Origin of the sequence: Mycoplasmopsis arginini, assembly GCF_965278885.1 — a bacterium.
GTDB classification, from domain to species: Bacteria; Bacillota_I; Bacilli_A; order Mycoplasmatales; family Metamycoplasmataceae; genus Metamycoplasma; species Metamycoplasma arginini_B.
Map to the genome: position 1 here is coordinate 89,999 of NZ_CBDIHE010000001.1, position 24,628 is coordinate 114,626.

Sequence of the window (24,628 nt, forward strand, 5' to 3'; positions counted from 1 at the left end):
CCAGAGTAGATATCTCTGGTTTTTATTATTTTTTTTACATATTTATGCTATTTCTTTAAATTCTTCATGATTAATTATTCCGGTACATGAAATAAAGTCATATTTTAAATCTAGGTTTCTAATTTCTTTTCATTCACTACCAAAAATATTTTTTAAGTAACTTTGATATTCATTTATAACATTAATTTTTAAACCATCTTTTTCAAAAATTCTTAAATTGTAGTTTGTATTTGTAAGTCATTTTGTTAAAAAATTCTTATTAATTAAAGGTGAAGTTACAATAAAACCTTCATAATTATCATCATGTAATTGATTGATAAAATCCTTATAATTTAAAGAACTTTGGAAGTTTTTTATAATTTTAGAAATAAATATTTTGTTTTTAATTTTAGGGATATTTGTGTAGTTAATAGATGCAAAAAATTGGTGGTACGAAATACTTTTATTCTTATGTTTATAAAATTTTCTAATTTTTTCAATTGATGTGGGAATAATAAGATTAATATCAATAAATGGGCAATCTTCATATATGTTATTAATATTTTCAACAAATTTATTTTGTAATGAATAATAATCAGAATGTTTTACTGAGTCTAAAATCTTATTTGGATATAATTCTCTTAATTTTTCATATGATTCAAATGTCATAATAACCTCATAATGATCAGTTTTTTCTCAAAAATCAAGGTTATTAACTAAAGCTAACAAACTTTCATTATCAAGACTATATCATAGGCTATGTTCATTACAAATATCAATAAATTCACTTAAAATTGCCAGTTTATTTTTAAAAATTTTAGTCATATATTAAATTATATAGAATCCAATAATTTTTTCTTATTTATCTAAAACTGGAAGAAAATAATTTATTTTTCAACTTAATTTAAGCATTTTTTTTACTAAATTTTTTGTTAAATAAAATAAAGTTAAAAAGTGGTAAAATTTTTGTATTCTTATTTAATAAAATTAAATATGAATAATTAACAATTTTTTGAATGTTAAAAATAATTTTATGAAAGGCAAACATGTCAGAGAAAATTAAAAAAACTAAAACAACTGAACAAAAAGCTAAAAGAAGAAAAGTTCTTTGAGGTACTTTTTGAGCAACTGCTATTTCAGCCGCTTTAGCAGCCGGTATATCAATTCCATTAGTACAAGCGTCAAAAGCACTTCCATTACCAACTCCAATTTTAGAACCAGAAAGTTTAATCTTAACTATTACCTTACCAGATGGAACTAAGCAAGAAATTAAATATAAAGAACTTGATAAAGCTCCATCTTTAACAAACAAGAATAAAAATATCTTTGATTCTATTGAAAAAAATATTGCTAAGTACTTATATGAAAAAGAATACGAAGCTTCATTATGATATCAAGCTGTTTATAATGCAAACAAGGCAAAAGCAGATGAAAAGACTTTTGCATTAGATTCAATTGATAAGGTTAAAGAAAAAATTCAAAAAGAATTAGATGATCTAAAGAAACAATATCAAAAACAATACGGACTTGAAAAGAAATGAGAAGAAAAATTCTTAGAAGCACTTTCTAGACCAGAATGAGGTTCATCTAAAAATGAAAGTCAAGCTTTAGAACATAAAGTTAATATTGAGATTAACAAACATGCTTACCGTAGATATAGAACTGAAGTTAATACAGATTGAACTTATAATGATTTAAAAAATGGAATAGTTGCGAATAAAGATGTTTACTATGAATATAACGGTAAAAAAGTGGAAATTGCTAAAAAAGGCGAAACTATTCACTTAGATTTTGCTGTTGAAAACAAAAACTATGTTTTACCATCAGAAGATTCAATTGAATCACAAACTAACTCACAAGCATCAATTAAAATTCCTATGTTTGTAACTAAATCATTTGTTAAGGAATTTAAGAATCCAGAAAGATTTATAAAACCATGAATTGATAAAAAACAAGCGATTTTATCAGAATTTTCTTTATCAGCTCATCAAGATCAAACTGGTGCTGAAAAACCATGAATCGTTACAAAAGCAGAAATTATTAATTTACTAAAATTCTCATCATATGTCGAAAATGATACACAAGTAAAAATTAAATTAGCAATTGATGGATTAAACGGATTTAAAGGTTTTAGCACATTAATTAAGAATGATAATATTACAAATGAAGACGAAAGAACTGCTAAAAATGATCAAAGATTAATTGAATACCTATCAGCAGATAAATCAAATGCATCTAAATTTGGGTCAAAAGGTTTTGTTAACTTAAAGCAAGCTATTTCATCTTCTGAACCTTCTTCATATTTTACTTTATTATCAATTTTATTAGGAAACGCTACTGATACAACAGGTATCTATCAATACAAAGAAAAAGAAGATTTATTTAAAACATTGAAAACTAAACTAATTGATGCTTTAAAAGGACTTGATGACTTTGCAAAATTAGAAGATAGTTTTAAAACAAAATTGGAAAATGCTTTATCAGCAGAACCGGTTTCAAAAGCTAAAACAGATAATTATGTTGAAGAATTTGCTAAATATAATAGTGAAGTAGAAAAATTAATTAATAATTTGGAAGAAAAGACATTTAATAAAGTATTTGGTGATGTATTCAAAGAAGTATTTACAAACGGAAATCCTAATAATAAAGTTGATGCAGTTTACAAAGTTGGAGAAAACTTTGTTTCTGTTACCCCTAAAGGAATTTTAATTCAAAACTTGCATAAATTCGAAACAGTTGAGGCGGTCCAAAAACTAATTGTTAAGGATTTAGCAATCAAATCAAAAGCAAATTACAAGAACACTTTTACAAGCGAATTATTTGATTTAGGATCAATTTTTTCTGAAATCTTAAATTCTTCATATCAAATTGATGACTTGTTATCTCAAGAAACATTCAAAAACTATTTAAAAGAACAAAAATTTACACCAGTAGATTCTGATAAAGAAAAGAATTTTGATGATAATGATATTAACGGTGCACTAAGCTATATTAAGACACTAGAACAAACAAACAAGGCTTCTATCGTAAGTAAAAAATACAGTCAAATTAAGGAATTTATTAAAAAACAAATTACCGATAATTTAGTTAAAGATTTTTCTGTTGATAATGGAACAAATAAATTTAAGATTGAACCACATACAACTGATAACATTGTTGGATATATCTTCAATATTATTGTTAAGTATGTTTTAGATACTGAAAGCAAAGGAGAATAAGATGAATAAATTAACAAAAATAACATTAAGTTTATCACCTGCTACTTTAGCATTGACTCCTATTTTAGTTTCATGTAATAATTCAAGTAATAACGGGAATAGTGAAACTCCAGGATATCAATCAGGATTTTTAAAACAACAAACAACAAAAAATCAAATCATTTTATCAGTTGTTGATACTTACTTAGAAAAATTCTATGCTAATGATTTAGTAAACATTCAAGGTGAAAATAAAATATTATCAGCAATTAAAAATAAAGAAAATCAATTGCATAAAGATTTATATGATATTTTTAAATATTACGCTACTTGAAAATTAGAAGGCGATGCTCAAGTTTTTTGAAATATCAAACACGAATTTATTAAGTTAAATATTGATACAACAAACTATAATCCAGCTCCAGAAAATTTACCAAGCGAAGATGAGTTTATTTTTTTAATGGAACATTCAAAATTCTTATCATTAAACTACAGACTTGAATTAGAAAAATTATTAGTTTCAAAAATTTACTTATTAAAGTCAAGACAAGAATTTAAAACTTTAGCAAATAATGAAAATGGATTAGATAAATATCAAGTAAGTTTAGCTGAAGATATGAAAAAAGATTCAACTACCCAACTTAAGAAAGATATTTATGCATCATTAGATTTTTCTGCTGATAACTTATATTTAATTAAATATTTAGTAGAAAATCCATTAATTCAAAAATGATCATTTACTGATAATAGAGATATGAATCTAAGAATTGGAAAAGCAAATGTTTCAACTTTCGAAGACTTTAATAATTTGGCTTCATATAATCCAACCAATGCACAACAATATGAATATAACCCAGTTGCAAAAAATAAAGAATATTTATTAAAAACTGGAACTTCAGAAGGTTTTGAATTAGATAAATTACGTGCTTTTAAGGGAATTAGTGCCAATGGGGAAAGCACAGGAGATTTAACAAATTCATTCTATGCTCTTAAAAAATTAGAATCACCAATTTTTGGATTTGTTGATCCAGCAACTAAAAAAGTTTTAGATCAAGACTACTTTAAGTTAGCTAAAATCTTAGCCCAAGAAAATAAATTGCCAAAAATGAAGGCCACAGCTGAACTTAAAGCTAAACAAGGTGATGAAACTAAATTAAAATCATTTAATGCAAGAGATATTGAATTTGATGGTTTGACAAGAGATAATACAAATGAAAAAATATTTACTAAAACAGTTAATTTAGATTCTAAACAATACACATTACAATTTGAACTTAAATCAGAAATAACATTTAGTGGCCAAATTTTAAGAGCTCCTATGAGACTAAGTGTTAAAGAATTAGGAGCAAGACACTTCTATGACTTTAGTAGTGAACTTCAATACACTAATAATGCCTTTGTAGATGAAACTCAAGGTAATGCATATAATTTAGATAAATATCCAACATTCATTGATATGGTTAAAAATAATGCAATCGATGCTTCTTATGTTGTAAAAATTTCACCATTATTTATGAACAAACAAGTTAAAAACTTAAAAAATGAAAATGAAGAAAAGAAAGTATTAACTTTTGAAAATACTCCTTGAAAAGAAAATGATCAACAAAACATTCTTGCAAACTATCTTGCAACTTCAAAAGGAAATACATTATTTAGAGAAGCAAATAAATACATATTAGACAATTTAGGGTTTAAACTAACCGACCTAAACTCAATTGTTTTAGAATTATTTAAAGTGGAAGGATTAATTTAATAGAAATCATGGAAAAAGATACATTCCAGAGAATTATTGACCGTGAAATACCAGCTTCAATCATTTATGAAGATGCTGATGTTATCGCTTTTTTAGATATAGATCCTGAAGAAAAAGGGCACTTTTTAGTTGTTCCTAAAGAATTTTCAGAAAACTTATACGATATTGAGGATAAGGATCTTGCAAAATTAATTTTAAAAGCTAGAGAACTAGCAGTTGAACAGACAGAAAAATTAAATGCTTCTGGTTTTAGATTAGTTGTAAATAATAATGAATCAGCAGGCCAAGCAATTTTTAGAACTCATGTTCATATTATTCCTTACTACGACTAAAATTCAAATTAAAATTTAAGAAAGGATTTTACATAATATGGAAAGAAAATATTCAGAACAAGAACAAATAAGAAGAAATAAAATTTCAAGCTTAGCTGAGAAAAATATTAGAGCATTCAATTCAACAATTAAACCAACAATTTCTTCAATTGAAATTCAAAAATTATATGCAGATAAAACTAGAGAAGAAATTGATGCTGATAATAAGTTTGTTATTTTTAATGGAAGAGTAATTGCTCAACGTGGACCATTTTTAGTATTACAAGACCGTAATGCAAGCATGCAAATTTATGTTGATAAAAAAACTTTAGATGAAGTTTCATCAGAAGTTTTAAAACAACTAGATTTAGGCGACATTATCAGTATTGAAGGTCTTGTTTCAAAAACTCACACCGAAGCTTTAATGGTTAAGGCATCAAAAATTACTTTATTAACTAAAGCCTTAAAACCTTTACCAGATAAATATCATGGTTTAGTTGACCCTGAAGAAAGAAGAAGACACCGTTATGTTGACACTATTGTTAATGAAGAATCAAAAAACACTTTTATTTTAAGAACTAAAATTATTAAAGGTGTTAGAGAATTCTTTGATAATTTAGACTATCTAGAAGTTGATACCCCAGTTCTACAACCGATTTTAGGTGGAGCTGCTGCAAAACCATTTATAACATTTTATAACGCTTTAAATCGTAATTTCTATTTAAGAATAGCTACTGAATTACCATTAAAAAAATGTATTGTTGGTGGCTTAGAAAGAGTTTATGAAATTGGACGTATTTTCAGAAACGAAGGTGTTGATAGTACACATAACCCAGAATTCACCTCAATCGAATTCTATGAAGCATATTCAGATATGTGAGGTATGATGGAAAGAACTGAAGGTGTGTTTAAACATTTAACTAAGAAATTAAACATTGACAAAGTTAAATTTAATGGTTATGATATTGAATTTAAATATCCATTTGCAAGAATTAACATGGTTGATGCAGTTTCAGAAAAAATTGGCGTTGATGTTCGTAAATTAAATGACCAAGAAGCAATTGAATTAGCTAAAAAACACGGAATTAAGACTGAAAAATACTATAAACTAGGTCACGTTATTAATGATTTATTTGAAAAATACATTGAAGAAACATTAATACAACCAACATTTGTTTATGGTCACCCAATTGAAATTAGTCCACTTGCTTTTAAAGAATTAGATGACGAAAGATTTACTCAAAGAGCAGAGCTATTTATTGGAACAAAAGAATTTGCTAATATGTTTACTGAATTATCAGACCCTATTGACCAATTAGAAAGATTTGAAGCTCAACTAGATGAAAGAGAAAACGGCAATGAAGAAGCTAACGAAATTGATTGAGATTTCGTCAATGCTTTAGAATACGGGTTACCTCCAACAGGTGGTTGTGGTATCGGTATTGACCGTTTAGTAATGCTTTTAACTCAAAACGACTCAATTAGAGATATTCTATTATTCCCACAATTAAAAGACATTAAATAATAATTGAAATATGCTTTGTTAAAAGGCATATTTTTTTCTTTATTATCAATTTATTAATTTATGCTAAGATAATATAACTAAAATATGGAAAATAAGACATTTACACAAGAAATAAAAGAAGAGTTAATTAGTCGCCCACTTAAAAAACAAGATAAACTAAACTTGTTAAGTGGAATTTTTGCTACTTCAAAAAAAGAGGATTTATATTTTAAATTAATAATAAATAATAAAAGCATTTTTGATTTTATAAAAAAAATACTAGAAGATCTTAATATTTCTTTTACTCAAGAACATAAAAATGATTTATTAATTGATATAGATACATTTAACAATCTAAAATTAAAATATGAAAGAGATTACTTTTCTGGGATATTTTTAGCCTCAGGTTCTATTTCTAACTTTGAAAGTCCATCAAACCATTTGGAATTGAAGTTTTATGATTTAGATAAAGCATTAGAGTGCTTGACTACATTAAATAAATATAATTTAGAATTTAAATTGCTTAAGAGACAAAATAAGTTTTTAATCTATCTTAAAAAAATTGATCATATATGTGATTTTTTAAAGGCTATTGAAGCTATTAATTCTTATTACCAATTAGAGGAATATAAAATTGAAAGAGATTATTATAATAATATTAATCGAATAACCAATTTTGATATTTATAATCAACAAAGAATAGCTAATGCAAACACGTTGTTTTTAGAAAATTATGATTATATTATTAAGAATAAACTGACAAATTTATTTACAAAAGAAGAATTAAAATTCTTTAAAATAAAAAAAGCAAATTTAGATAGTAGTTTAAGTGATTTGGTTAATTTGTTAGCGGAAAACCAGATTTTTAAATCTAGATCTTCGTTAAATCATGCTTTGATTAAACTTAAGAATAAAGTTTTAAAATACCATTCTAAACTATCTAAAAATGACAAAAAAAGTTAGGAAATATAGCAAAAAAGCTATATTTTTGTAAAAGCAGAAATAACTGGAACGCCAATGTTTTAAATTTTAAATAAAAAATTTTTTAAAAATAAAACAAAAAATTTTTTTTCTGTATAATATTACATGTAGCAACCATAACGAAGGGGCCCACCTGATTCCATTCCGAACTCAGCAGTTAAGACCTTCCGTGCCGACAATACCGTAAGGGAAGATAGGTCGTTGCTTTTTTTTATTTCTTTTTGAGATTTAAAAAGTAAAATTATTATGGTTATGGAAGAAAAAGAATACGAAACACTTGGAGTAATTTTAAATATTAAAAATTTTGCTGAAAATGATGCTATAGTAAAGGTTTTATTATCTAGTGGAATTAAATTTTTATTTGCTAAAGGAATTCAAAAAGTAGAATCTAAAAATATAAGAAATTTACCAATTTTAGGTTTAGTAAATTTAGAAATAATTAAACCTAAAATTATTGATCATATTTCTACGCTTAAAAGAGCAACTTTAATTTCTTATTTTCCGATTAAACCTACTTTACAAAATATTTATGAAAAAACTTTATTTTTTTTAAATAGAATTAATAGTAAAGGCCTTGAAATATTTATTAGTAGATATAATATTTTTTTAAATAATGTTGAAACAAAACCAAATCATAGCTTTAGCTTTATATTATTATGCTTACTTGAAGTTTTTGGATTTAAACCTAATTTTGAACATTGTGTTGAATGTAAAAATAAAGATAATATAATTGATTTTGAATTTTATAAAGGCGGTTTTCTTTGCTTAGAACACTCCAAAAATACAAAGGAAATTAACTTTTTAAAAGCTTTATATTGGCTAAATAAAAACTTTGATTATTTTAAGAATAATATAAACGAAGAAGAAAGTGTTAAAATTAACTTATTAATAATTGAGTGATTAAGTTCTTTAATATAAAAAATCTGCTAATTTTAAGCAGATTTTTCATTATCTTTTTTATTATTTTTCTTTATTTTTGCTTTTCTTTTCTCAGCAACTTCTTTTTGAATTTTAGCTACCTTTATTTTTTGCTTGACAGATTTAGTTTTTTTACTTTCCTCTTCATTTTTGCCATTTTTTTCTTCGGCTTGATCTGTTAGTAGAATAGTTGGAATAATAACAACATTTCTTCGCTTATTTTTATAAAAGTAGGGATCTAAACGGTCAATTATTAATTGCTTAATTTTAGGTATTGTTCAATCTTTTTCATTTTTAATTGTATATAAAATTGCACCATGAACAAGTCTTTTTGCTTCCTCGATTAATTGTAAAGAATTTTTAACAAAGAAGGCTCCACGTGAAACTATTCTTGGTTTGCCTAAAATTAAATTCTTTTCTTTATTAATAGCAACGATAACATGAACAAAACCATTTTGTCCTAGTTCCATTCTTTCTTTCATAATTTGTGAGTTAGTTTTTGAAAGAATGTTTCCATCAATAAAGACTGGACCGAAGTACACTTTCTCATCTGATAATGAAATCTTATGATTTTCTAAGTAATAAACTTCACCTAATTTTGCAATAATGATATTGTTTGGTTTAACCCCACTTTCAACAGCAGTATAACCATGAACAACGCTCATTCTAAATTCACCATGATATGGCATAAAGTATTTAGGTTTAGTTAATTCGAAAATTTTACGATGTTCGTCTTTATAAGCGTGACCTGATGTATGTAAATATCCATCAACACCATTTTCTCTAATAATTGCTCCTAATTTATATAAACGATTAACTAGTAATTCACATTTTGATCTATTTCCTGGGATAGGGCTAGAAGAAAAAATAACAGTATCTTTTGGTTTTATTGAAACATTAGGGTGTTTATCGTAAGACATTTTAGCTAAACCAGCCATTTCTTCACCTTGTGAACCAGTAGTTAAAATTAATAATTCATTATCATTATATTTTGAAAGATGTTTTTTATCGATAAACACTTCATCCGGAGCATTTATATATCCTAATCTTCGACCAATGTCAATATTATCTATCATTGAACGACCAAAAGCAATAACTTTTTTTCCTAAAGAAGCACCTAATTCAATTATTGCTTTAATTCTTGTTAGGTTAGAAGCAAATGCTGTGACGATAATTTTTTTCTCAGCTTCTAACATATATTTTTTGATATCTTTTAGAATATCACTTTCTGAAGGAGAGTGGTTCGGACGCATGGCATTAGTTGAATCTGAAAATAATACGTCTAAACCTTCTTCCCCAATTTTCTTTAATTTTGAAAAGTCAGTTAAGTTTCCAATTGGAGTATAATCAAATCTAAAATCTCCAGTCATCATTAAACTACCATTCGGTGTTTTAACCCTAACACCAAAGGCATCAGGAATTGAATGTTGTGCAGTTCATCAATCAACTGAACATTCACCAAAGTTTACAACTAAATCTTTATTAATTTCGATAAATTCAACATTGGTTTTTATTTTCATATCTGAAAACTTAAGTTTTAAATATTGAATTGCAATTCTTGGCGCAAAAATTTTCTTAACATCAACTTGTTGAACTAAATAAGGAACTCCACCAATATGATCTTCATGACCATGAGTGATAAAAAGGCCTTCAATTTTATGTTGATTTTCGGTTAAGTATGTAAAGTCAGGAATAGATCCATTAATTCCGGTAACAAAGCTATCGCAAAACTTAATTCCGGTATCAATAATAAAAATTTGCTGGTCATACTCAATAATTAAAGTACTTTTACCTATTTCCTGCATTCCACCTAAACCAAAAATTTTTGTTGGTTTCATAAAAATCCTCCGATAATTGATTATTTTTTTAAAAAGAATAAGATTATATTTTAAATATTTTAACAAATATTATAATTATAGTTATATATAATTAACAAAAAACAAGAAAAGGATTTTAAATGACAAAAGAAAGATCATTATCACTTGCTAATTTAGTTATTAAATTTTTATTAGTAATTATTTTAGCAATTAGTATTTATTTTTTATATAGAGGACTTGAAAAAATAATGCAAGATAATTCTCGTGATTATGCAAACGACGGAATGCAAGTTTTATTAGATGACCTTAAAAAAGCATTTAAAGAAAATTCTACTTGAGGAATACTTTTAATAGTTGGATTAGGAGTAAGATTTTTAACTTTTGTTCTTGATGTTATTGTTTTATCAATAGCAAGTTGAAAAGAACAAACATTTGGTAAAATCATTTTATTTATTACTACTATTTTCCCAATATTATGAGTTATTTCTTGAATTGGAAACATTGGTATTATTGCTAAAAAAAGAACAATAGAAAATTAGTACAAAAGGATTATAAAAATGACTAAAAAAGAATTAGAAGAAAAAAGAAAATATTTTAAAAAATCATTTAAAGATGCAAACTCTGTTTTAAAACGCGGCAACATTTTTATGTTAGCTATTGGGCTTTTATTAGGGGCATCTTTTGGGGCTGTTGTATCTTCTTTAGCAAAAGATATTATTATGGCGGCCATTACTTCTTTATTTAATGTCCAAGAAGTTAAACAAATTAAAGTTGGCAATATTCTTTTAGGAGAATTTTTAGCCGCTTTAATTCAATTTATTATCGTATCAACATTTATTTTTATAACTTTATTTGTATTTTATTTAATTAAAAATTCAATTGAATATCACAAGGCTAAAAAATTACCAATTGAAGAAGAAAAAGAGGAAGAAGTTGTTTTAACAACTGAAGAACTTATTTTAGAAGAACTTAAAAAAATGAATAAAGAATTATCTAAAAATAAGCAAGAAAATTTAAACGAATAAAAAATAAAATAATTTTTTTTAGATTTAAAAACATTTAAAAATATTAATTATTCAAGAAAAGTTAACAAGTATAATTGTTGACTTTTTTATTATATTTTTTTGTCAAAACATTAATTTATTTTATAAAAATAAATAAAGTAGCCAAAAAAGTAAAAAGATAAAAAAATTGTTATAATTTAAACGTGTTTTATTTAATAAATTAAAAACACTAAAAATTAAAAGTCTATCTAAAAAAAATAAAAAACATATAAACAAATATACTAGGAGATTTATTATATGCCAATGAATTTAAAAGGTCGTAGTTTAGATACAGCTCTAAACTTCACAACCGAAGAAATTAACTATCTTTTAGATCTTTCTTGAGAATTAAAGAAAGCTAAAATGCAAGGATTACATGTTAACAACCGTCCTTTAACAGGATCAAACATTGTTATTATGTTCCAAAAAGACTCAACTAGAACACGTTGTGCTTTCGAAGTTGCTGCTGCTGATTTAGGAGCAAGCTGTACATACATCGGACCTACAGGATCAAACTTTGGTAAAAAAGAATCAGTTGAAGATACAGCTATGGTTCTAGGTCAAATGTACGACGGTATTGAATTCCGTGGATTCAAACAATCAGATGTTGAAGCTTTAGCTAAATACTCAGGTGTTCCAGTATGAAACGGTTTAACCGATGCTGAACACCCAACACAAATGTTAGCTGACTACTTAACATTTAAAGAATTTGTTGGAGACCTAAGAGAAAAGAAAATTGTTTTCTCAGGTGACATTAAAAACAACGTTGCTCGTTCATTAATGATCGGTGCTGCATTCTTTGGTGTACACATTGTTATGTGTGGTCCAAAAGCACAATGAGAAATTGTTAAAAATGGTCCAGACCATAAAGCAGTTTACGAAGCAGTTCAAAAATTATTTGAACGTAACGGTGGATCAGTTTCATTCTCAGATAACAAATTAGAAGCTGCTAAAGATGCAGATGCTATTTACACAGACGTTTGAGTATCATTAGGTGAACCATTTGAATTATTTGAACCTCGTATTCAAGAATTAGGTGCTTTCCAAGTTGACATGGCTATGATGAAAGCAGCAAAAGAAAGCGTTATTTTCTTACACTGCTTACCAGCATTCCACGATGACAAAACTTTATTCTCAGCTGAAATTAAAGAAAAACTTGGTGCAAAATACCCAGTTGTTGCAACAGGTGCTATGGAAGTTACTGACGAAGTATTCCAATCAAAATACAACAAATCAATTCAACAAGCTGGAAACCGTATGCACACAATTAAAGCAGTTATTCTAGCTACAATAGGATACTAATTATGAGTAGAATTGTTATTGCTTTAGGCGGAAATGCTTTAGGAAACAACCCAGCAGAACAAAAAGAACTAGTTAAAATTCCTGCTAAAAAAATCGCAGAACTAGTTAAAGCTGGACACGAAGTTATTGTTGGTCACGGTAACGGACCACAAGTTGGTATGATTTTTAACGGCTTTGTAAGTGCTGCTTCAGTTAACCCTAAATCACCATTAGTTCCTTTACCAGAAGCTGGTGCTATGTCACAAGGTTACATTGGTTACCATATGGTAAATGCTATTACTAATGCATTCAAAGAAGAAGGTGTTGAAGAAAAAGAAGTTTTATATCTTTTAACACAAACTTTAGTAGATCCTAAAGACCCTGCTTTCTTAAACCCAACTAAACCTATTGGTCCATTTTTCGCTTCAAGAGAAGAAGCAGAAGTTGCTAACCCAAATAGTGTTATTGTTGAAGATGCTGGACGTGGATTTAGAAAAGTTGTTGCTTCTCCAAAACCAATCAACTTTGTTGGTATTAACCAAATGAAAAATGCTATTAACTCAGGTGCTACAGTTATCGTTGGTGGTGGTGGTGGTATCCCTACTGTTAAAGATGAAAATGGTTTCATCAACGGTGTTGATGGTGTTATCGACAAAGACTTTGCTTTAGCTAAAATGGCTGCCTTAACAAATGCTGATTACTTCATCGTTTTAACAGCAGTTGATTATGTTAAAGTAAACTATGGAAAACCAGATCAAAAAGATCTAAAACACGCAACAAAGGCTGAATTAGAAAAATACATCGAAGAAAAACAATTTGCTCCAGGAAGCATGTTACCAAAAGTACAAGCTGCTATTAAATTCGTTGAAGAAGGCGGAAAAGCTGCATTCATCGGAGATTTAAAAGATTTAGAAGACATTATTGCCGAAAAAATAGGTACAAAAGTTACTTTAAATTAATTTTAAATTTATATATAAAAAAGTCGGGATTTTTAATCCCGGCTATTTTATTATTTATTTTTTTGATTAAAAATTTCATATAAGCAAACTGCAGTTGCGGCTGATACATTTAGCGATTGAACAGCCTCACTATCTTGTTTAATGTAAATTATTTCATCAGCATGTTTTAATAAAGTTTTAGAAACTCCTGAACCTTCATTACCTATAATTAAGGCAACAGGAAAACTGAAATTAGTTTTAGAAATAATTTTTGCTTTTTCATTTAAAGCAGTTGCATAAATTCAAAAACCATTTTTTTTCAAAAACTCTATAGACTCAAATAAACTTGTTACTTTAATAATTTTTACATTTTTAAATCCACCAGATGATGTTTTTAAAACAGATGGGGTAACATCAACACTCCGATCTTTTGGAATAATAATATGTTTAATTCCAAAAACATTAGAAGATCTTATAATTGCTCCAAAATTTTGTGGATCTTGTATATGATCTAAAATTAATATGGTTTCAGGTTTATCTTTCAAAATTGTATGAATATCATGATAATTAAAAGGTGCGATTTCAGCGATATAGCCTTGATGGTTGCCATTTGTTATTTTATTCATTTCATTCATTGAAAGATAAGTGATATTTTTAAACTTAATCGATTTATTTTCTAAACCTTTTAGTAAATAGATTTTTATAATTGGAAAATTATTTTCTAAAGCTTCTAAGACAGAATTTTTACCATAAATAAAATTTTTCATTAAATTAAATTGTTTTCCTTTAATATTTTTCTAATTTCATCAGCCTTTTCATAGTCTTTTGCTTCTACAAATGTTTTTCATTCCAAATATTTGTCTTTCATTTCTTGTGAAACTTTTGAATCAGGAAATTGGAAACCTAATAATTTCATAATTTTAACTAATGTTGTAAAATTTTCTTCTTTTTTTGAAAGTTCCATTATTTCCTTAAAAACAAAAGAAAAGTTTAGATCAGCTGCTGCTTTAATTACTTCATCCACTCTTTCTTTATCATATTTTTCATAATTAATGTCTTTTAATTGAATAGTATTATTAATAACTTTAAACTTATTAATAGTTTTTTGTAAAGAATCAAAGATTTCATCTGTCAAATTAATTGGTTTAGTATAGTTTGTTGTTAATATTAAAAGTTTATATGTATCTGGATCATATTTTTTAATAAAGTCATGTGGAAAAATCAAATTACCAATAGATTTTGACATTTTTTGATTTTTGTAGTTAAGTGTTCCAAAGTGTATTCAACCGTTAGAAATTGGTTTTTGATAAATAGAATAATGTTGAATGTTTTCATTTTCATGATGTGGAAAAATTAAATCAATGCCACCACCATGAATATCAATTGTTTCACCATTAAAATATTTATCAATAAAACAACTACATTCGGTATGTCAACCTGGACGACCTAAACCAAAAGGACTATCATATTTAATTCCTTTTTCAGTTTCTTTTCATAAAGCAAAATCTTGAACATTCTTTTTGTTAAGTTCATTATTTTCTTCATTAATTAAGTTTTCTATTTTTTGATTACTTACTGAACCATAAATTTCTTTAAATTTTAAAACATCAAAAAAAACATTGCCACCAACTTGATAAGCTGCTTTTTTGTCAATCATTTTTTGAATATAATCATACATATCTTGCAAAGAATCTGTTACTCTAACTATCTTGTTAGGTCTCTCTAAGTTGAAAATTTCAAATAAATTTAAATAATATTCTTCGTATTTTTTTGCTATTTCATTCTCAGTTTTATTCTCTTCAATTGCTTTATTGATAATTTTGTCATCAATATCTGTAATATTGTTTAAATAAAAAATTTGCTCTCCTAAATATCTTTGAGCACGAATCATAATATCAAAAGTTACTGTAGGTCTTAGATTGCCAATGTGTGGATAATTATAAACGGTTGGACCGCATAAATAATATTTTTTCATAAAAAACATTATATATGAAAAAGGGTAAATTTATTATATAATAATAAAATATGAAAACGGCAAAAGAAATTATTATAAGCTCAATCAATGAAGCTTTAGACAAATTAAAAATAAATAAAACAGTAGTATTGACAGAGGCAAAAAACTACGGAGATTATTCTACAAACATTGCGTTAACATTGCAAAAAGAATTAGGAAAAAAGGCAACTGAAATTGCTAAAGAAATTGTAAAAAATATTGATTTAAATAAGTATAAACAAATTAGTGAAATCCAAGTTGCTGAGCCTGGGTTTATTAACTTTTGAGTATCTAATTCAGTTTTAGCTGATACTGTTAATTTAATTAATGAGTTAGGTTCTGAATATGGAAGTTTTTCAAAAGAGAATAAAGGAAAAATAAATGTAGAATTTGTTTCAGCAAACCCTACAGGATATTTACATATTGGTCATGCAAGAAATGCAGCAATTGGAGCAACATTATGTAATATTTTAGAAAAAGCCGGCCATAAAGTAGTTAGGGAATATTTGGTTAACGATTACGGAAATCAAATGAATAAATTAGCAATTTCAATTTTTGCAAGATATCAACAAATTTTTAATCCTTCATACGAATTACCAGAAGACGCATACCGTGGTGGAGATAATATTGAATTTGCACAGGCCTTTTATGAACAACATAAAGATAAGTATAAGAATGTTGAATACACTAAAGAAATTGAATCAATCTTTAGAGAATTTGGTAGAGAAATTGCTTTAAAAAACATTGAAGAAGATTTACAAAAGTTTGGAGTTTGATTTGATTTATACACGTCAGAAAAGGCTCAATATGAAAAAGATCTAGTTTGACCAGCAATTAGAAGATTAAAAACCACTTATGTTAAAGATGGTGCAACATGATTGCAAACTACAAAAGGTGGAAAAGATGATAAAGATAGAGTTATTATTAAAAGAAATGGTGACTCAACTTATTTATGTGCAGATATTGCCTACCATGAACAAAAATTTAGACAATTAGAAGATCCTGAAAAAGGTAAGATAATTGATATTTGAGGAGCTGACCACTCAGGTTATGTTGAACGGGTAAAATTTGCTTTTGAGGATTTAGGATGTCGTAGAGATCAATTAGAAGTTATTTTATTCCAATTAATTAGAGTTATGAAAGATGGTAAAGAAATTAAGATGTCTAAACGTCTTGGAACTTCATTAACATTAAGAGAATTAATGGATGAGGTTGGAAAAGATGCAATTAGATTTTTCCTAATTGAAAGATCATATAATTCAAAAATTGATTTTGATATTAAAAAAGTTACAAGCGCCGACGAAACAAACTCAATGTACATTATCAAATATGCACATGCTCGTTGTGCTCAATTATTACAAAAATTTAATTATGAAAATCCTAAAGCAACCGAATTAAATGATGAGTTTTCACAAAAATTAGTTTCAGAATTGAAAGAATATCCAGATTTAATTGCAACTATGGCAAAAACATATAAGGTTAATTTATTACCTCCATATTTACTAAAATTAGCCGGGGCATTTAATTCATTCTACTCAAATGTTAAAGTTATTGATTCACCAAATGAAGAAAGTTACGTAGCTTTAGTTAAAGCAGTAAAAACAGTGTTAGCAGATGCGATGAAGTTGATGGATTTAGATATTCCCGAAAAAATGTAATTTAATAATATATAAAAACAGCTCTAATATTTTTTCGGAGCTGTTTTTATAATTCAATTTTTATAAATTAAAAAAATGTATAAAAAAAATGGCGGGTAAGAGAGGATTTGAACCTCCGCGGGTGCTTTATACACCCCTACAGTCTTAGCAGGACCGCCTCTTCGACCACTTGAGTACTTACCCATACCTTAATTAAGCAATGTAAATTATATACTAATATCATGAGAAAATAAGAAATAAAAGATAAGAAACTTAAAAATTTCTTATCTTTTGCCTTTTGGTGGATATATTTCTTTAATATTATCACCCCAAATTCCTATTTTGTTTTCTCTTGCTTGTCTTTCGCTTTTCTTAATTCAATGATAATAATTTTCATTTTTAGTGTAATATTTGTTTTTTGAATCTAATGTAATATATGCTACTTTACTATGACCATTTTTAATTAATTCATTATTAAGGCAAATAAGTTCGCCGTTTTGTTTTTCAATAATAATTATCGCGACGATTCTTCCGTAGGGATCAAAGAAAAATCTTCCTTCATCAGTATTTTTTTCACTAATTGTTGTTTGAGGAATAACTCAAATTCTTTTTGCTTCTTCAAGATTAGATATAGTAAATTTTTTTGCTATTGTACCATATTTATATTGTTTACCAGTTGTTGGCTGGAAGTCCCCATTTTTATCTTTAAATCATGTTTCAGGTGTGTCAATTCCTGAAAATCTAAATTTATTTGTTTCATTACTTGAAATGCTATTAAATTTTGCTGTATCGCCGTCATTAACATCTATTAATCTAACTTCGGTAACAAGACCTTCTTGAAATCTATTTGAAAAATGATATTCTTTGCCATTAACAACAATAAATTCATTTGAAATTTTTATTTCTTTATTGTTATCTTCTGGTTGCGGTTCTGGCTGAGGATTTGGTTGAGGTTCTGGACTTGGTTCTATTTTGTATATATTATCAAGATCTTCATTGTTAATTGTGTTATCAGGATTAAATAGAAAACCATATTTTAATTTAAGAATTGCAATTTTTCAATTATCTCAGTTAGGAATCTTTTTATTAATTAAAGATCTAACTTTTTTATTTAAAACAATAAATCTTTTTACAACATTATCAAATTCTTCTATGCTAAAAACTCGTTTTTTAGTTAAGACTTCACGTATGTCTAAAAAATCAGGTGTTATTTTATGTACTTCACTTTTTTCTAAGAAGCCTTCCATATTAACAATAAAAGAAAATAAATCATAAATTACTCTTAATTTTTCTTCTGATTTTTCTAAACCTTCTGGTAATTTATCAAGTAAAACAGGTGAATTTTTTGTAAATTCTAATAAAGATAAAAGGTTCTTAATATAAAATTTAGATCTTTGACTTAAAAATTCCTTTGGTGAACTTTCAATTACAGCTTTTGCATAAGAATAAAGCGCACTATCAATAATATTTGGATTTTCTTTATCCAAACTTTTTATTTTTTCTTGAATTTCTTTTATTTCATTTTCTTCTTTATTGCTACATTGAATTAAAGTAATAGCAGATAATGGAACAAATGATGTAGCCAATCCTGATAATATTAGTTTAGTTCCTTTTTTCATAAATTTCTTCCCCGCAATTAAAATTTATTTAATAACTCTTTTGTTTTGTTGTATAGAGCTTCATTTGCTTTTTTATATAGTTTTCTTGGATTATAATTTTTGTTTTCCATAATATTATTATTAATAATGAACTCATTTATTGCTTTTGCATTTTCTATTTGAAGTTCAGTATTAATATTTATTTTAGTAATACCGTAAGATATGCATTTTTTTATATCTTCGTCACTTATACCTGATCCACCATGTAAAACTAGCGGCATTTTAACAGCATCATTAATTTCCTTTAAAAGATCAAAATTAATTCCTTTTCAATCTTTAGGATATTCGCCATGAATATTGCCTATTCCAATAGCAAGCATATCAATACCAATTTCTTTAAAAGCAATAGCTTCATTAATTTTGGTGTAGACAACTTCACTAACTATTTTATCTTCAATTCCTCCGATTCTGCCGGTTTCGCATTCTAGGGATACATTTCTTTCTTTACATAATTCAAAAACTTTTTTTGATAATTCTAAATTTCTTTCAAAAGACATTTTGCTACCATCAAACATAATCGAAGTAAAATTTGCTTCAAGCGCTTTAAGACAATCTTCGTAACTACCGTGATCTAAGTGTAAACATACATCTGTAGTAATATTTAAATCCTTGATTAATGAATTAACAATTGCGTAACAAACATTATAGCCACCAAAATATTTAGCAGCTGAAGGGCTAACACCTAAAATGATAGGTTTATTAAAATCATTTGCAGCAAGTAAAACTTGTTTAGTTCATTCTAAATTATTTATATTGATGTGAAAAACAACTTTTTTATTTTTGTAAGCTTTTTTTAAAATTTCTTTAGCATTAACTAACATAAAAAAATAAAAAAACTAGTCAATAAAAAAAGACTAGTTTTTAAAATCAGGTCTTATTGTTGTTCAAGTACCATCAATATTGTGAAAGAATCTACCGTCGACTGTTAATAAACGGTATAACTCACCACGTTTTCTTAATAATATTTGTTCATCAGAAACGTTTTCATCATTTTCGTTTCTTCATCTTTCAAATAATACTTGTTGAATTGAGTCAAATAATTTATAGAAGTCTAAATTTTGTTTTTTTTGTAAAATTTCTTCGGCAACATCAAGTAATGTTTTGTATTGTTCTTTTTCGGCCATAATAATCCCTCTTTTGTAATGAATTAATCACTTTATTTATTATTTTATATCCGTATATTATAACTATAAAAAATAATATTTAATATATTATAAAATAAATTAGTGAAAATATAGTTTGTATTTTTTAAAAAATATAAATTCCAACTAATAATTAGGTTAAAAAATAATTTAATACTAAAAAAATTAAAGAAAAATATTTTTTAAAAACAACAAAAAAGACTTTTTTCTTTTAAAAATAGGCCTAAAAGTAGAAAAAATAAAAAAGTAGTATAATATAACTGTATAAATTAAGCGATTTATCATTATAAGGAACTAGCTTATTTATACATAAATAACATCATTTATTTGAAAGGAAAACCCAATGTCTGTATTTGACAGTAAATTTAAAGGAATTCACGTTTATTCAGAAATTGGTGAACTAGAATCAGTTCTAGTTCACGAACCAGGACGTGAAATTGACTACATTACACCAGCTAGACTAGATGAATTATTATTCTCAGCTATCTTAGAAAGCCACGATGCTAGAAAAGAACACAAACAATTCGTAGCAGAATTAAAAGCAAACGACATCAATGTTGTTGAATTAACTGATTTAGTTGCTGAAACATATGATTTAGCATCACAAGAGGCTAAAGATAAATTAATCGAAGAATTCTTAGAAGACTCAGAACCAGTTCTATCAGAAGAACACAAAGTAGTTGTAAGAAACTTCTTAAAAGCTAAAAAAACATCAAGAGAATTAGTAGAAATCATGATGGCAGGGATCACAAAATACGATTTAGGTATCGAAGCAGATCACGAATTAATCGTTGACCCAATGCCAAACCTATACTTCACACGTGACCCATTTGCATCAGTAGGTAATGGTGTAACAATCCACTACATGCGTTACAAAGTTAGACAACGTGAAACATTATTCTCAAGATTTGTATTTTCAAATCACCCTAAACTAATTAATACTCCATGATACTACGACCCTTCACTAAAATTATCAATCGAAGGTGGAGACGTATTTATCTACAACAATGACACATTAGTAGTTGGTGTTTCTGAAAGAACTGACTTACAAACAGTTACTTTATTAGCTAAAAACATTGTTGCTAATAAAGAATGTGAATTCAAACGTATTGTTGCAATTAACGTTCCAAAATGAACAAACTTAATGCACTTAGACACATGACTAACAATGTTAGACAAGGACAAATTCCTATACTCACCAATCGCTAATGACGTATTTAAATTCTGAGATTACGACTTAGTAAATGGTGGAGCAGAACCACAACCAGTTGAAAACGGATTACCTCTAGAAGGATTATTACAATCAATCATTAACAAAAAACCAGTTTTAATTCCTATCGCAGGTGAAGGTGCTTCACAAATGGAAATTGAAAGAGAAACACACTTCGATGGTACAAACTACTTAGCAATTAGACCAGGTGTTGTAATTGGTTACTCACGTAACGAAAAAACAAACGCTGCTCTAGAAGCTGCAGGTATTAAAGTTCTTCCATTCCACGGTAACCAATTATCATTAGGTATGGGTAACGCTCGTTGTATGTCAATGCCTTTATCACGTAAAGATGTTAAGTGATAGTAAATTACTATAAAATTATTTAATTTTATATATTAAAAATCTCCAGCACTTGCTGGGGATATTTTTTATTATTTTATAAATAATAATTTAAGTATTTTATAAAATCAATTTTATGTTAAAATATTAAAGTACTTTTTATATATAAAAAAGTATCGATAAATTATTCAATTTAAATTAATTTATCAAACACTATTATGGATTCAATTGCATGTGCCAATAAAAATGGTGTTAATTGTTAGAAATAATAGGAAGCTAAAAAACAAACAATTTTATAAAAAGGAAAAAATATGTCAGAACAAAAACAAGTTGAACAAAAAACAACAGTTTCAACAGAACCAGTTATTGTTTCAAGAGAAAAATTATTAGAAGCTGGAACATACTTTGGACACAGAGTAAGTCGTTGAAACCCAAAAATGAAACAATACATTTACGGAAAAAGAGCTGGTATTCATATTATTGATATCGCTAAAACTCAAAAAACATTAGAATATGCTTACAAACTATTAAATAAAATGGCTCAAAAACCAATTTCATTTATTTGAGTAGGTACAAAAAAACAAGCTAAATCAGCTATTGAAGCAGCTGCTGCAAGAACAAACTCAGTTTATGTTTCAGAACGTTGATTAGGTGGAACTTTAACAAACTCACAAACAATTTTTAGAAGTGTTAAAGAATTAGAAAGATTAGAAGAACTACAAAAAAATGGTTACAAAGGTTACACCAAAAAAGAAGGTCTTTTAAACGACAAGAAAATTGCTAAGTTACAAAAGAACTTAGGTGGTATTAGAAAATTAGCTAACAAAGCTCAAATGCCTCAAGTTATGATTGTTGCATCTCCAATTGAAGATGAAATCGCTATTAGAGAAGCAAAAAGAAAAGGATTAAAAGTTTTTGCTATTCACGATACAAACTCGAACCCAGATTTAGTTGATTTTGTAATTCCAGCAAACGATGATTCAGCAAAATCATTAACTTTAATTATTACCATCTTAGCAGATGCTATTGCTGCTGCTAGAGGTGAAGCACAATTATTCGCTTACAAATCAAACGAAGAAATTGTTTTACCAGAAGATCCAAGATCAGCTGAAACAAAAGAAAGAAAATTCAGTAGACCAGTTGAATCAAAAACACAAGAAAACAAATAAAGCTAACTAAACTAAAAAAGAGGTAAATTATGTCAGTAGATTTAAATAAAATTAAAGAATTAAGAGAAAGAACAAATTTAGGTTTCTTAGATGTTAAAAAAGCTTTAGAAGCTAATGATAACGATGTTGAAAAATCAATCGATTGATTACAAGAAAAAGGAATTTTAAAGGCTGCTAAAAAAGCTGGAAGAATTGCTGCTGAAGGTATTGTAAGAGCATTAGTTAAAGATAACACAGCTGTTATTTTCGAACTTAATTCTGAAACAGACTTTGTTTCAAAAAACGAATTATTTATCGAACTTGCAAACAAAATTGGTGAAGCTTTATTTACTAATGATTTTTCAACAAACGAAGAATTATTAGCTATTAAAATTGATGGTGTTTCAATTGAAGACCACACAAGTTTATTAACAGCAAAAATTGGAGAAAAAATCACTTTAAGAAGATCATTAAAATATGTTGCTAAAGAAGGCGAAATTGTTGCGGCATATACACATGCAAATAATAGAGTAGCAACAATTATTATTGGTGAAGGTTCAAACCAAGAAGCATTAAGAAATATTTCAATGCATATTACTGCTTTAAACCCATCACATTTATTTGAATCATGCTTAAGTGAAGTCGAATTAAAAGAAATTCACGACAGATTAGATGCTTCTCCAGCATTAGCTAATAAACCAGAAAAAATTCAACAATCAATTAAAGCTGGTTTATTAAGAAAAGAATTAAATGAAAAAGGTGTTTTACTATACCAACCATTTGTAATGGATGACAGCAAAACTGTAGCGCAATACTTAGAAGATTCAAAATTAAAATTGATTAATGCTAAAAGATTTGAAGTTGGCGAAGGAATCGAAAAAAAGACTGTTGACTTCGCAGCTGAAGTTGCTGAACAAATGGCAAAATAAAAATAATTTAAATAAAAATTAACCTCTTTTTTATTTGAGGTTAATTTTTTAATATTTATTTTCTATTCTTTCGTAATTTTTCTTGTTTTTTTCACGATATGAATTAATAATATCTTCTTCATTAATATTAACAAGTTTTCCAAGACCAAGATATGCTTCATAGGCCCTTAAGGCACTTACTTGATCTTTGTGAGTTAATAGTTTAGTAAATAGTTTATATGTATATGCTAATTGAAGACTAAAATTTTTATGCTTAATAAAAGGGGTTAAATTTGGTTCTACACCTAAAGGGTGAGATATGCTAGTAATGAAATGTATTCCATCTGCAAATTCTTCTAGCATTTTAGTTCAATTTATTCTTTTATCTTTTTTTCAATATTTAAATGCTTTAACTTCATTAGCAAACTCCCCAAGTTCAACTAATAAAGCGATAACAATTTTAGTGTCAAAATATCTTTCGTCTTTCTTTGAAATATTGTCTGAAAAAGCTTTATCTAATTTTTTTTGTGATTCAAAAATTTCTTTTAAATTCATAGTTTAAAAATTATAATCCATTAACAATAATAAAATTAAGATTTATATTATTTTTTTAATATCTTATTTTTTGTAAAAAAACAAAGTTATAAATTTATTTTTTATATTGCAAATCTAACAAAAAAAATACAAGATTATTAATAATAATTTATAATATTAATGCTATTTTAAAAGCTCCAGTGGCGAAATGGTAGACGCAGTTGACTCAAAATCAACCGGTTAGGAGCCGTGCTGGTTCAAGTCGAGTCTGGAGCACCATATAATTACAAAATAAATTACCGATTTACTTATCATGAAAGATACTTATTTAATA

22 protein-coding genes, 2 tRNA genes and 1 rRNA gene are annotated in these 24,628 nt (G+C 26.9%); 16 read left to right on the forward strand and 9 right to left on the reverse strand.

What is annotated here, in order from left to right; genetic code table 4:
• Positions 1–42 precede the first annotated feature (42 nt).
• Positions 43–804 (reverse strand): hypothetical protein, encoded by a 762-nt coding sequence (locus tag ACQW0Y_RS00380; protein ID WP_427867225.1) that lies wholly within the window; start codon positions 802–804, stop codon positions 43–45.
• Positions 805–1,025: 221 nt separating this feature from the next.
• Here ACQW0Y_RS00380 and ACQW0Y_RS00385 point away from each other — a divergent pair, with 221 nt between their 5' ends.
• The 7 genes from ACQW0Y_RS00385 to recO all read left to right on the forward strand — a co-directional run bounded on the left by ACQW0Y_RS00385 (position 1,026) and on the right by recO (position 8,643).
• A complete protein-coding gene (locus tag ACQW0Y_RS00385; RefSeq protein WP_427867226.1) occupies positions 1,026–3,197 on the forward strand; it encodes a HinT-interacting membrane complex protein P80 in 2,172 nt (723 codons plus the stop codon).
• Position 3,198: 1 nt separating this feature from the next.
• Positions 3,199–4,929: a HinT-interacting membrane complex lipoprotein P60 gene (locus ACQW0Y_RS00390; RefSeq protein WP_427867227.1), complete on the forward strand. Its 1,731-nt coding sequence runs from the start codon at positions 3,199–3,201 to the stop codon at positions 4,927–4,929.
• An 8-nt stretch (positions 4,930–4,937) separates the two neighbouring features.
• On the forward strand, positions 4,938–5,261 hold the full coding sequence (hinT, locus tag ACQW0Y_RS00395; protein ID WP_427867228.1) for a histidine triad protein HinT: 324 nt from the start codon (positions 4,938–4,940) through the stop codon (positions 5,259–5,261).
• Positions 5,262–5,298: 37 nt separating this feature from the next.
• Positions 5,299–6,765, forward strand: coding sequence for a lysine--tRNA ligase (gene lysS / locus ACQW0Y_RS00400; RefSeq protein ID WP_427867229.1), 1,467 nt, complete (start codon positions 5,299–5,301; stop codon positions 6,763–6,765).
• A gap of 84 nt (positions 6,766–6,849) precedes the next feature.
• Positions 6,850–7,707: a DNA-binding protein WhiA gene (whiA, locus tag ACQW0Y_RS00405; protein WP_427867230.1), complete on the forward strand. Its 858-nt coding sequence runs from the start codon at positions 6,850–6,852 to the stop codon at positions 7,705–7,707.
• A 124-nt stretch (positions 7,708–7,831) separates the two neighbouring features.
• Positions 7,832–7,935, forward strand: a 5S ribosomal RNA gene (gene rrf, locus ACQW0Y_RS00410).
• Positions 7,936–7,971: 36 nt separating this feature from the next.
• Positions 7,972–8,643 (forward strand): DNA repair protein RecO, encoded by a 672-nt coding sequence (recO, locus tag ACQW0Y_RS00415; RefSeq protein ID WP_427867231.1) that lies wholly within the window; start codon positions 7,972–7,974, stop codon positions 8,641–8,643.
• A 14-nt stretch (positions 8,644–8,657) separates the two neighbouring features.
• Here recO and ACQW0Y_RS00420 read toward each other — a convergent pair whose 3' ends face one another.
• Positions 8,658–10,481: a ribonuclease J gene (locus ACQW0Y_RS00420; protein ID WP_427867232.1), complete on the reverse strand. Its 1,824-nt coding sequence runs from the start codon at positions 10,479–10,481 to the stop codon at positions 8,658–8,660.
• A gap of 119 nt (positions 10,482–10,600) precedes the next feature.
• Here ACQW0Y_RS00420 and ACQW0Y_RS00425 point away from each other — a divergent pair, with 119 nt between their 5' ends.
• The 4 genes from ACQW0Y_RS00425 (at position 10,601) to arcC (ending at position 13,743) form a co-directional block, all read left to right on the forward strand.
• Positions 10,601–10,999 (forward strand): hypothetical protein, encoded by a 399-nt coding sequence (locus ACQW0Y_RS00425; RefSeq protein ID WP_427867233.1) that lies wholly within the window; start codon positions 10,601–10,603, stop codon positions 10,997–10,999.
• An 18-nt stretch (positions 11,000–11,017) separates the two neighbouring features.
• Positions 11,018–11,485 carry an MscL family protein gene (locus ACQW0Y_RS00430; RefSeq protein WP_427867234.1) on the forward strand — a complete coding sequence of 156 codons (468 nt, stop codon included), beginning with the start codon at positions 11,018–11,020 and terminating at the stop codon, positions 11,483–11,485.
• Positions 11,486–11,761: 276 nt separating this feature from the next.
• A complete protein-coding gene (gene argF / locus ACQW0Y_RS00435; protein ID WP_427867235.1) occupies positions 11,762–12,805 on the forward strand; it encodes an ornithine carbamoyltransferase in 1,044 nt (347 codons plus the stop codon).
• 2 nt (positions 12,806–12,807) lie between these two features.
• Complete coding sequence (gene arcC / locus ACQW0Y_RS00440) at positions 12,808–13,743, forward strand: carbamate kinase (protein WP_427867236.1); 936 nt, start codon at positions 12,808–12,810, stop codon at positions 13,741–13,743.
• A gap of 50 nt (positions 13,744–13,793) precedes the next feature.
• On the opposite strand, the gene rlmB is transcribed toward arcC, so the two are convergent.
• On the reverse strand, positions 13,794–14,489 hold the full coding sequence (rlmB, locus tag ACQW0Y_RS00445; RefSeq protein ID WP_427867237.1) for a 23S rRNA (guanosine(2251)-2'-O)-methyltransferase RlmB: 696 nt from the start codon (positions 14,487–14,489) through the stop codon (positions 13,794–13,796).
• The gene (gene cysS, locus ACQW0Y_RS00450) at positions 14,489–15,697 is read right to left on the reverse strand and encodes a cysteine--tRNA ligase (RefSeq protein WP_427867238.1); all 1,209 of its coding nucleotides are present in this window, start codon (positions 15,695–15,697) and stop codon (positions 14,489–14,491) included. Before cysS ends, rlmB begins: the two co-directional genes overlap by 1 nt.
• 50 nt (positions 15,698–15,747) lie before the next feature.
• On the opposite strand from cysS, the gene argS reads away from it, so the two are divergent.
• Positions 15,748–17,373, forward strand: a complete 1,626-nt coding sequence (gene argS / locus ACQW0Y_RS00455; RefSeq protein WP_427867239.1) for an arginine--tRNA ligase — start codon at positions 15,748–15,750, stop codon at positions 17,371–17,373.
• An 89-nt stretch (positions 17,374–17,462) separates the two neighbouring features.
• Here the strand turns inward: argS and ACQW0Y_RS00460 are convergent.
• The 4 genes from ACQW0Y_RS00460 to rpoE form a co-directional block, all read right to left on the reverse strand.
• A tRNA-Ser gene (locus tag ACQW0Y_RS00460) sits at positions 17,463–17,556 on the reverse strand.
• 80 nt (positions 17,557–17,636) lie between these two features.
• Positions 17,637–18,971: a thermonuclease family protein gene (locus tag ACQW0Y_RS00465; RefSeq protein ID WP_427867240.1), complete on the reverse strand. Its 1,335-nt coding sequence runs from the start codon at positions 18,969–18,971 to the stop codon at positions 17,637–17,639.
• Positions 18,972–18,988: 17 nt separating this feature from the next.
• The gene (locus ACQW0Y_RS00470; RefSeq protein WP_427867241.1) at positions 18,989–19,831 is read right to left on the reverse strand and encodes a class II fructose-bisphosphate aldolase; all 843 of its coding nucleotides are present in this window, start codon (positions 19,829–19,831) and stop codon (positions 18,989–18,991) included.
• Positions 19,832–19,864: 33 nt separating this feature from the next.
• Positions 19,865–20,134 carry a DNA-directed RNA polymerase subunit delta gene (rpoE, locus tag ACQW0Y_RS00475; RefSeq protein ID WP_427867242.1) on the reverse strand — a complete coding sequence of 90 codons (270 nt, stop codon included), beginning with the start codon at positions 20,132–20,134 and terminating at the stop codon, positions 19,865–19,867.
• Positions 20,135–20,495: 361 nt separating this feature from the next.
• Here rpoE and arcA point away from each other — a divergent pair, with 361 nt between their 5' ends.
• The 3 genes from arcA (at position 20,496) to tsf (ending at position 23,781) form a co-directional block, all read left to right on the forward strand.
• On the forward strand, positions 20,496–21,728 hold the full coding sequence (gene arcA / locus ACQW0Y_RS00480; RefSeq protein ID WP_427867243.1) for an arginine deiminase: 1,233 nt from the start codon (positions 20,496–20,498) through the stop codon (positions 21,726–21,728).
• A 287-nt stretch (positions 21,729–22,015) separates the two neighbouring features.
• Positions 22,016–22,873 carry a 30S ribosomal protein S2 gene (gene rpsB, locus ACQW0Y_RS00485; RefSeq protein WP_427867244.1) on the forward strand — a complete coding sequence of 286 codons (858 nt, stop codon included), beginning with the start codon at positions 22,016–22,018 and terminating at the stop codon, positions 22,871–22,873.
• Between the two features lie 29 nt (positions 22,874–22,902).
• Entirely contained in the window at positions 22,903–23,781 is an 879-nt protein-coding gene (gene tsf, locus ACQW0Y_RS00490; protein WP_427867245.1) for a translation elongation factor Ts, read from the forward strand.
• Between the two features lie 48 nt (positions 23,782–23,829).
• Here tsf and ACQW0Y_RS00495 read toward each other — a convergent pair whose 3' ends face one another.
• Entirely contained in the window at positions 23,830–24,315 is a 486-nt protein-coding gene (locus ACQW0Y_RS00495; RefSeq protein WP_427867246.1) for a dUTP diphosphatase, read from the reverse strand.
• 173 nt (positions 24,316–24,488) lie between these two features.
• Between ACQW0Y_RS00495 and ACQW0Y_RS00500 the strand changes: the two genes are divergently transcribed.
• Positions 24,489–24,573 (forward strand) — tRNA-Leu (locus ACQW0Y_RS00500).
• Positions 24,574–24,628: the final 55 nt, after the last annotated feature.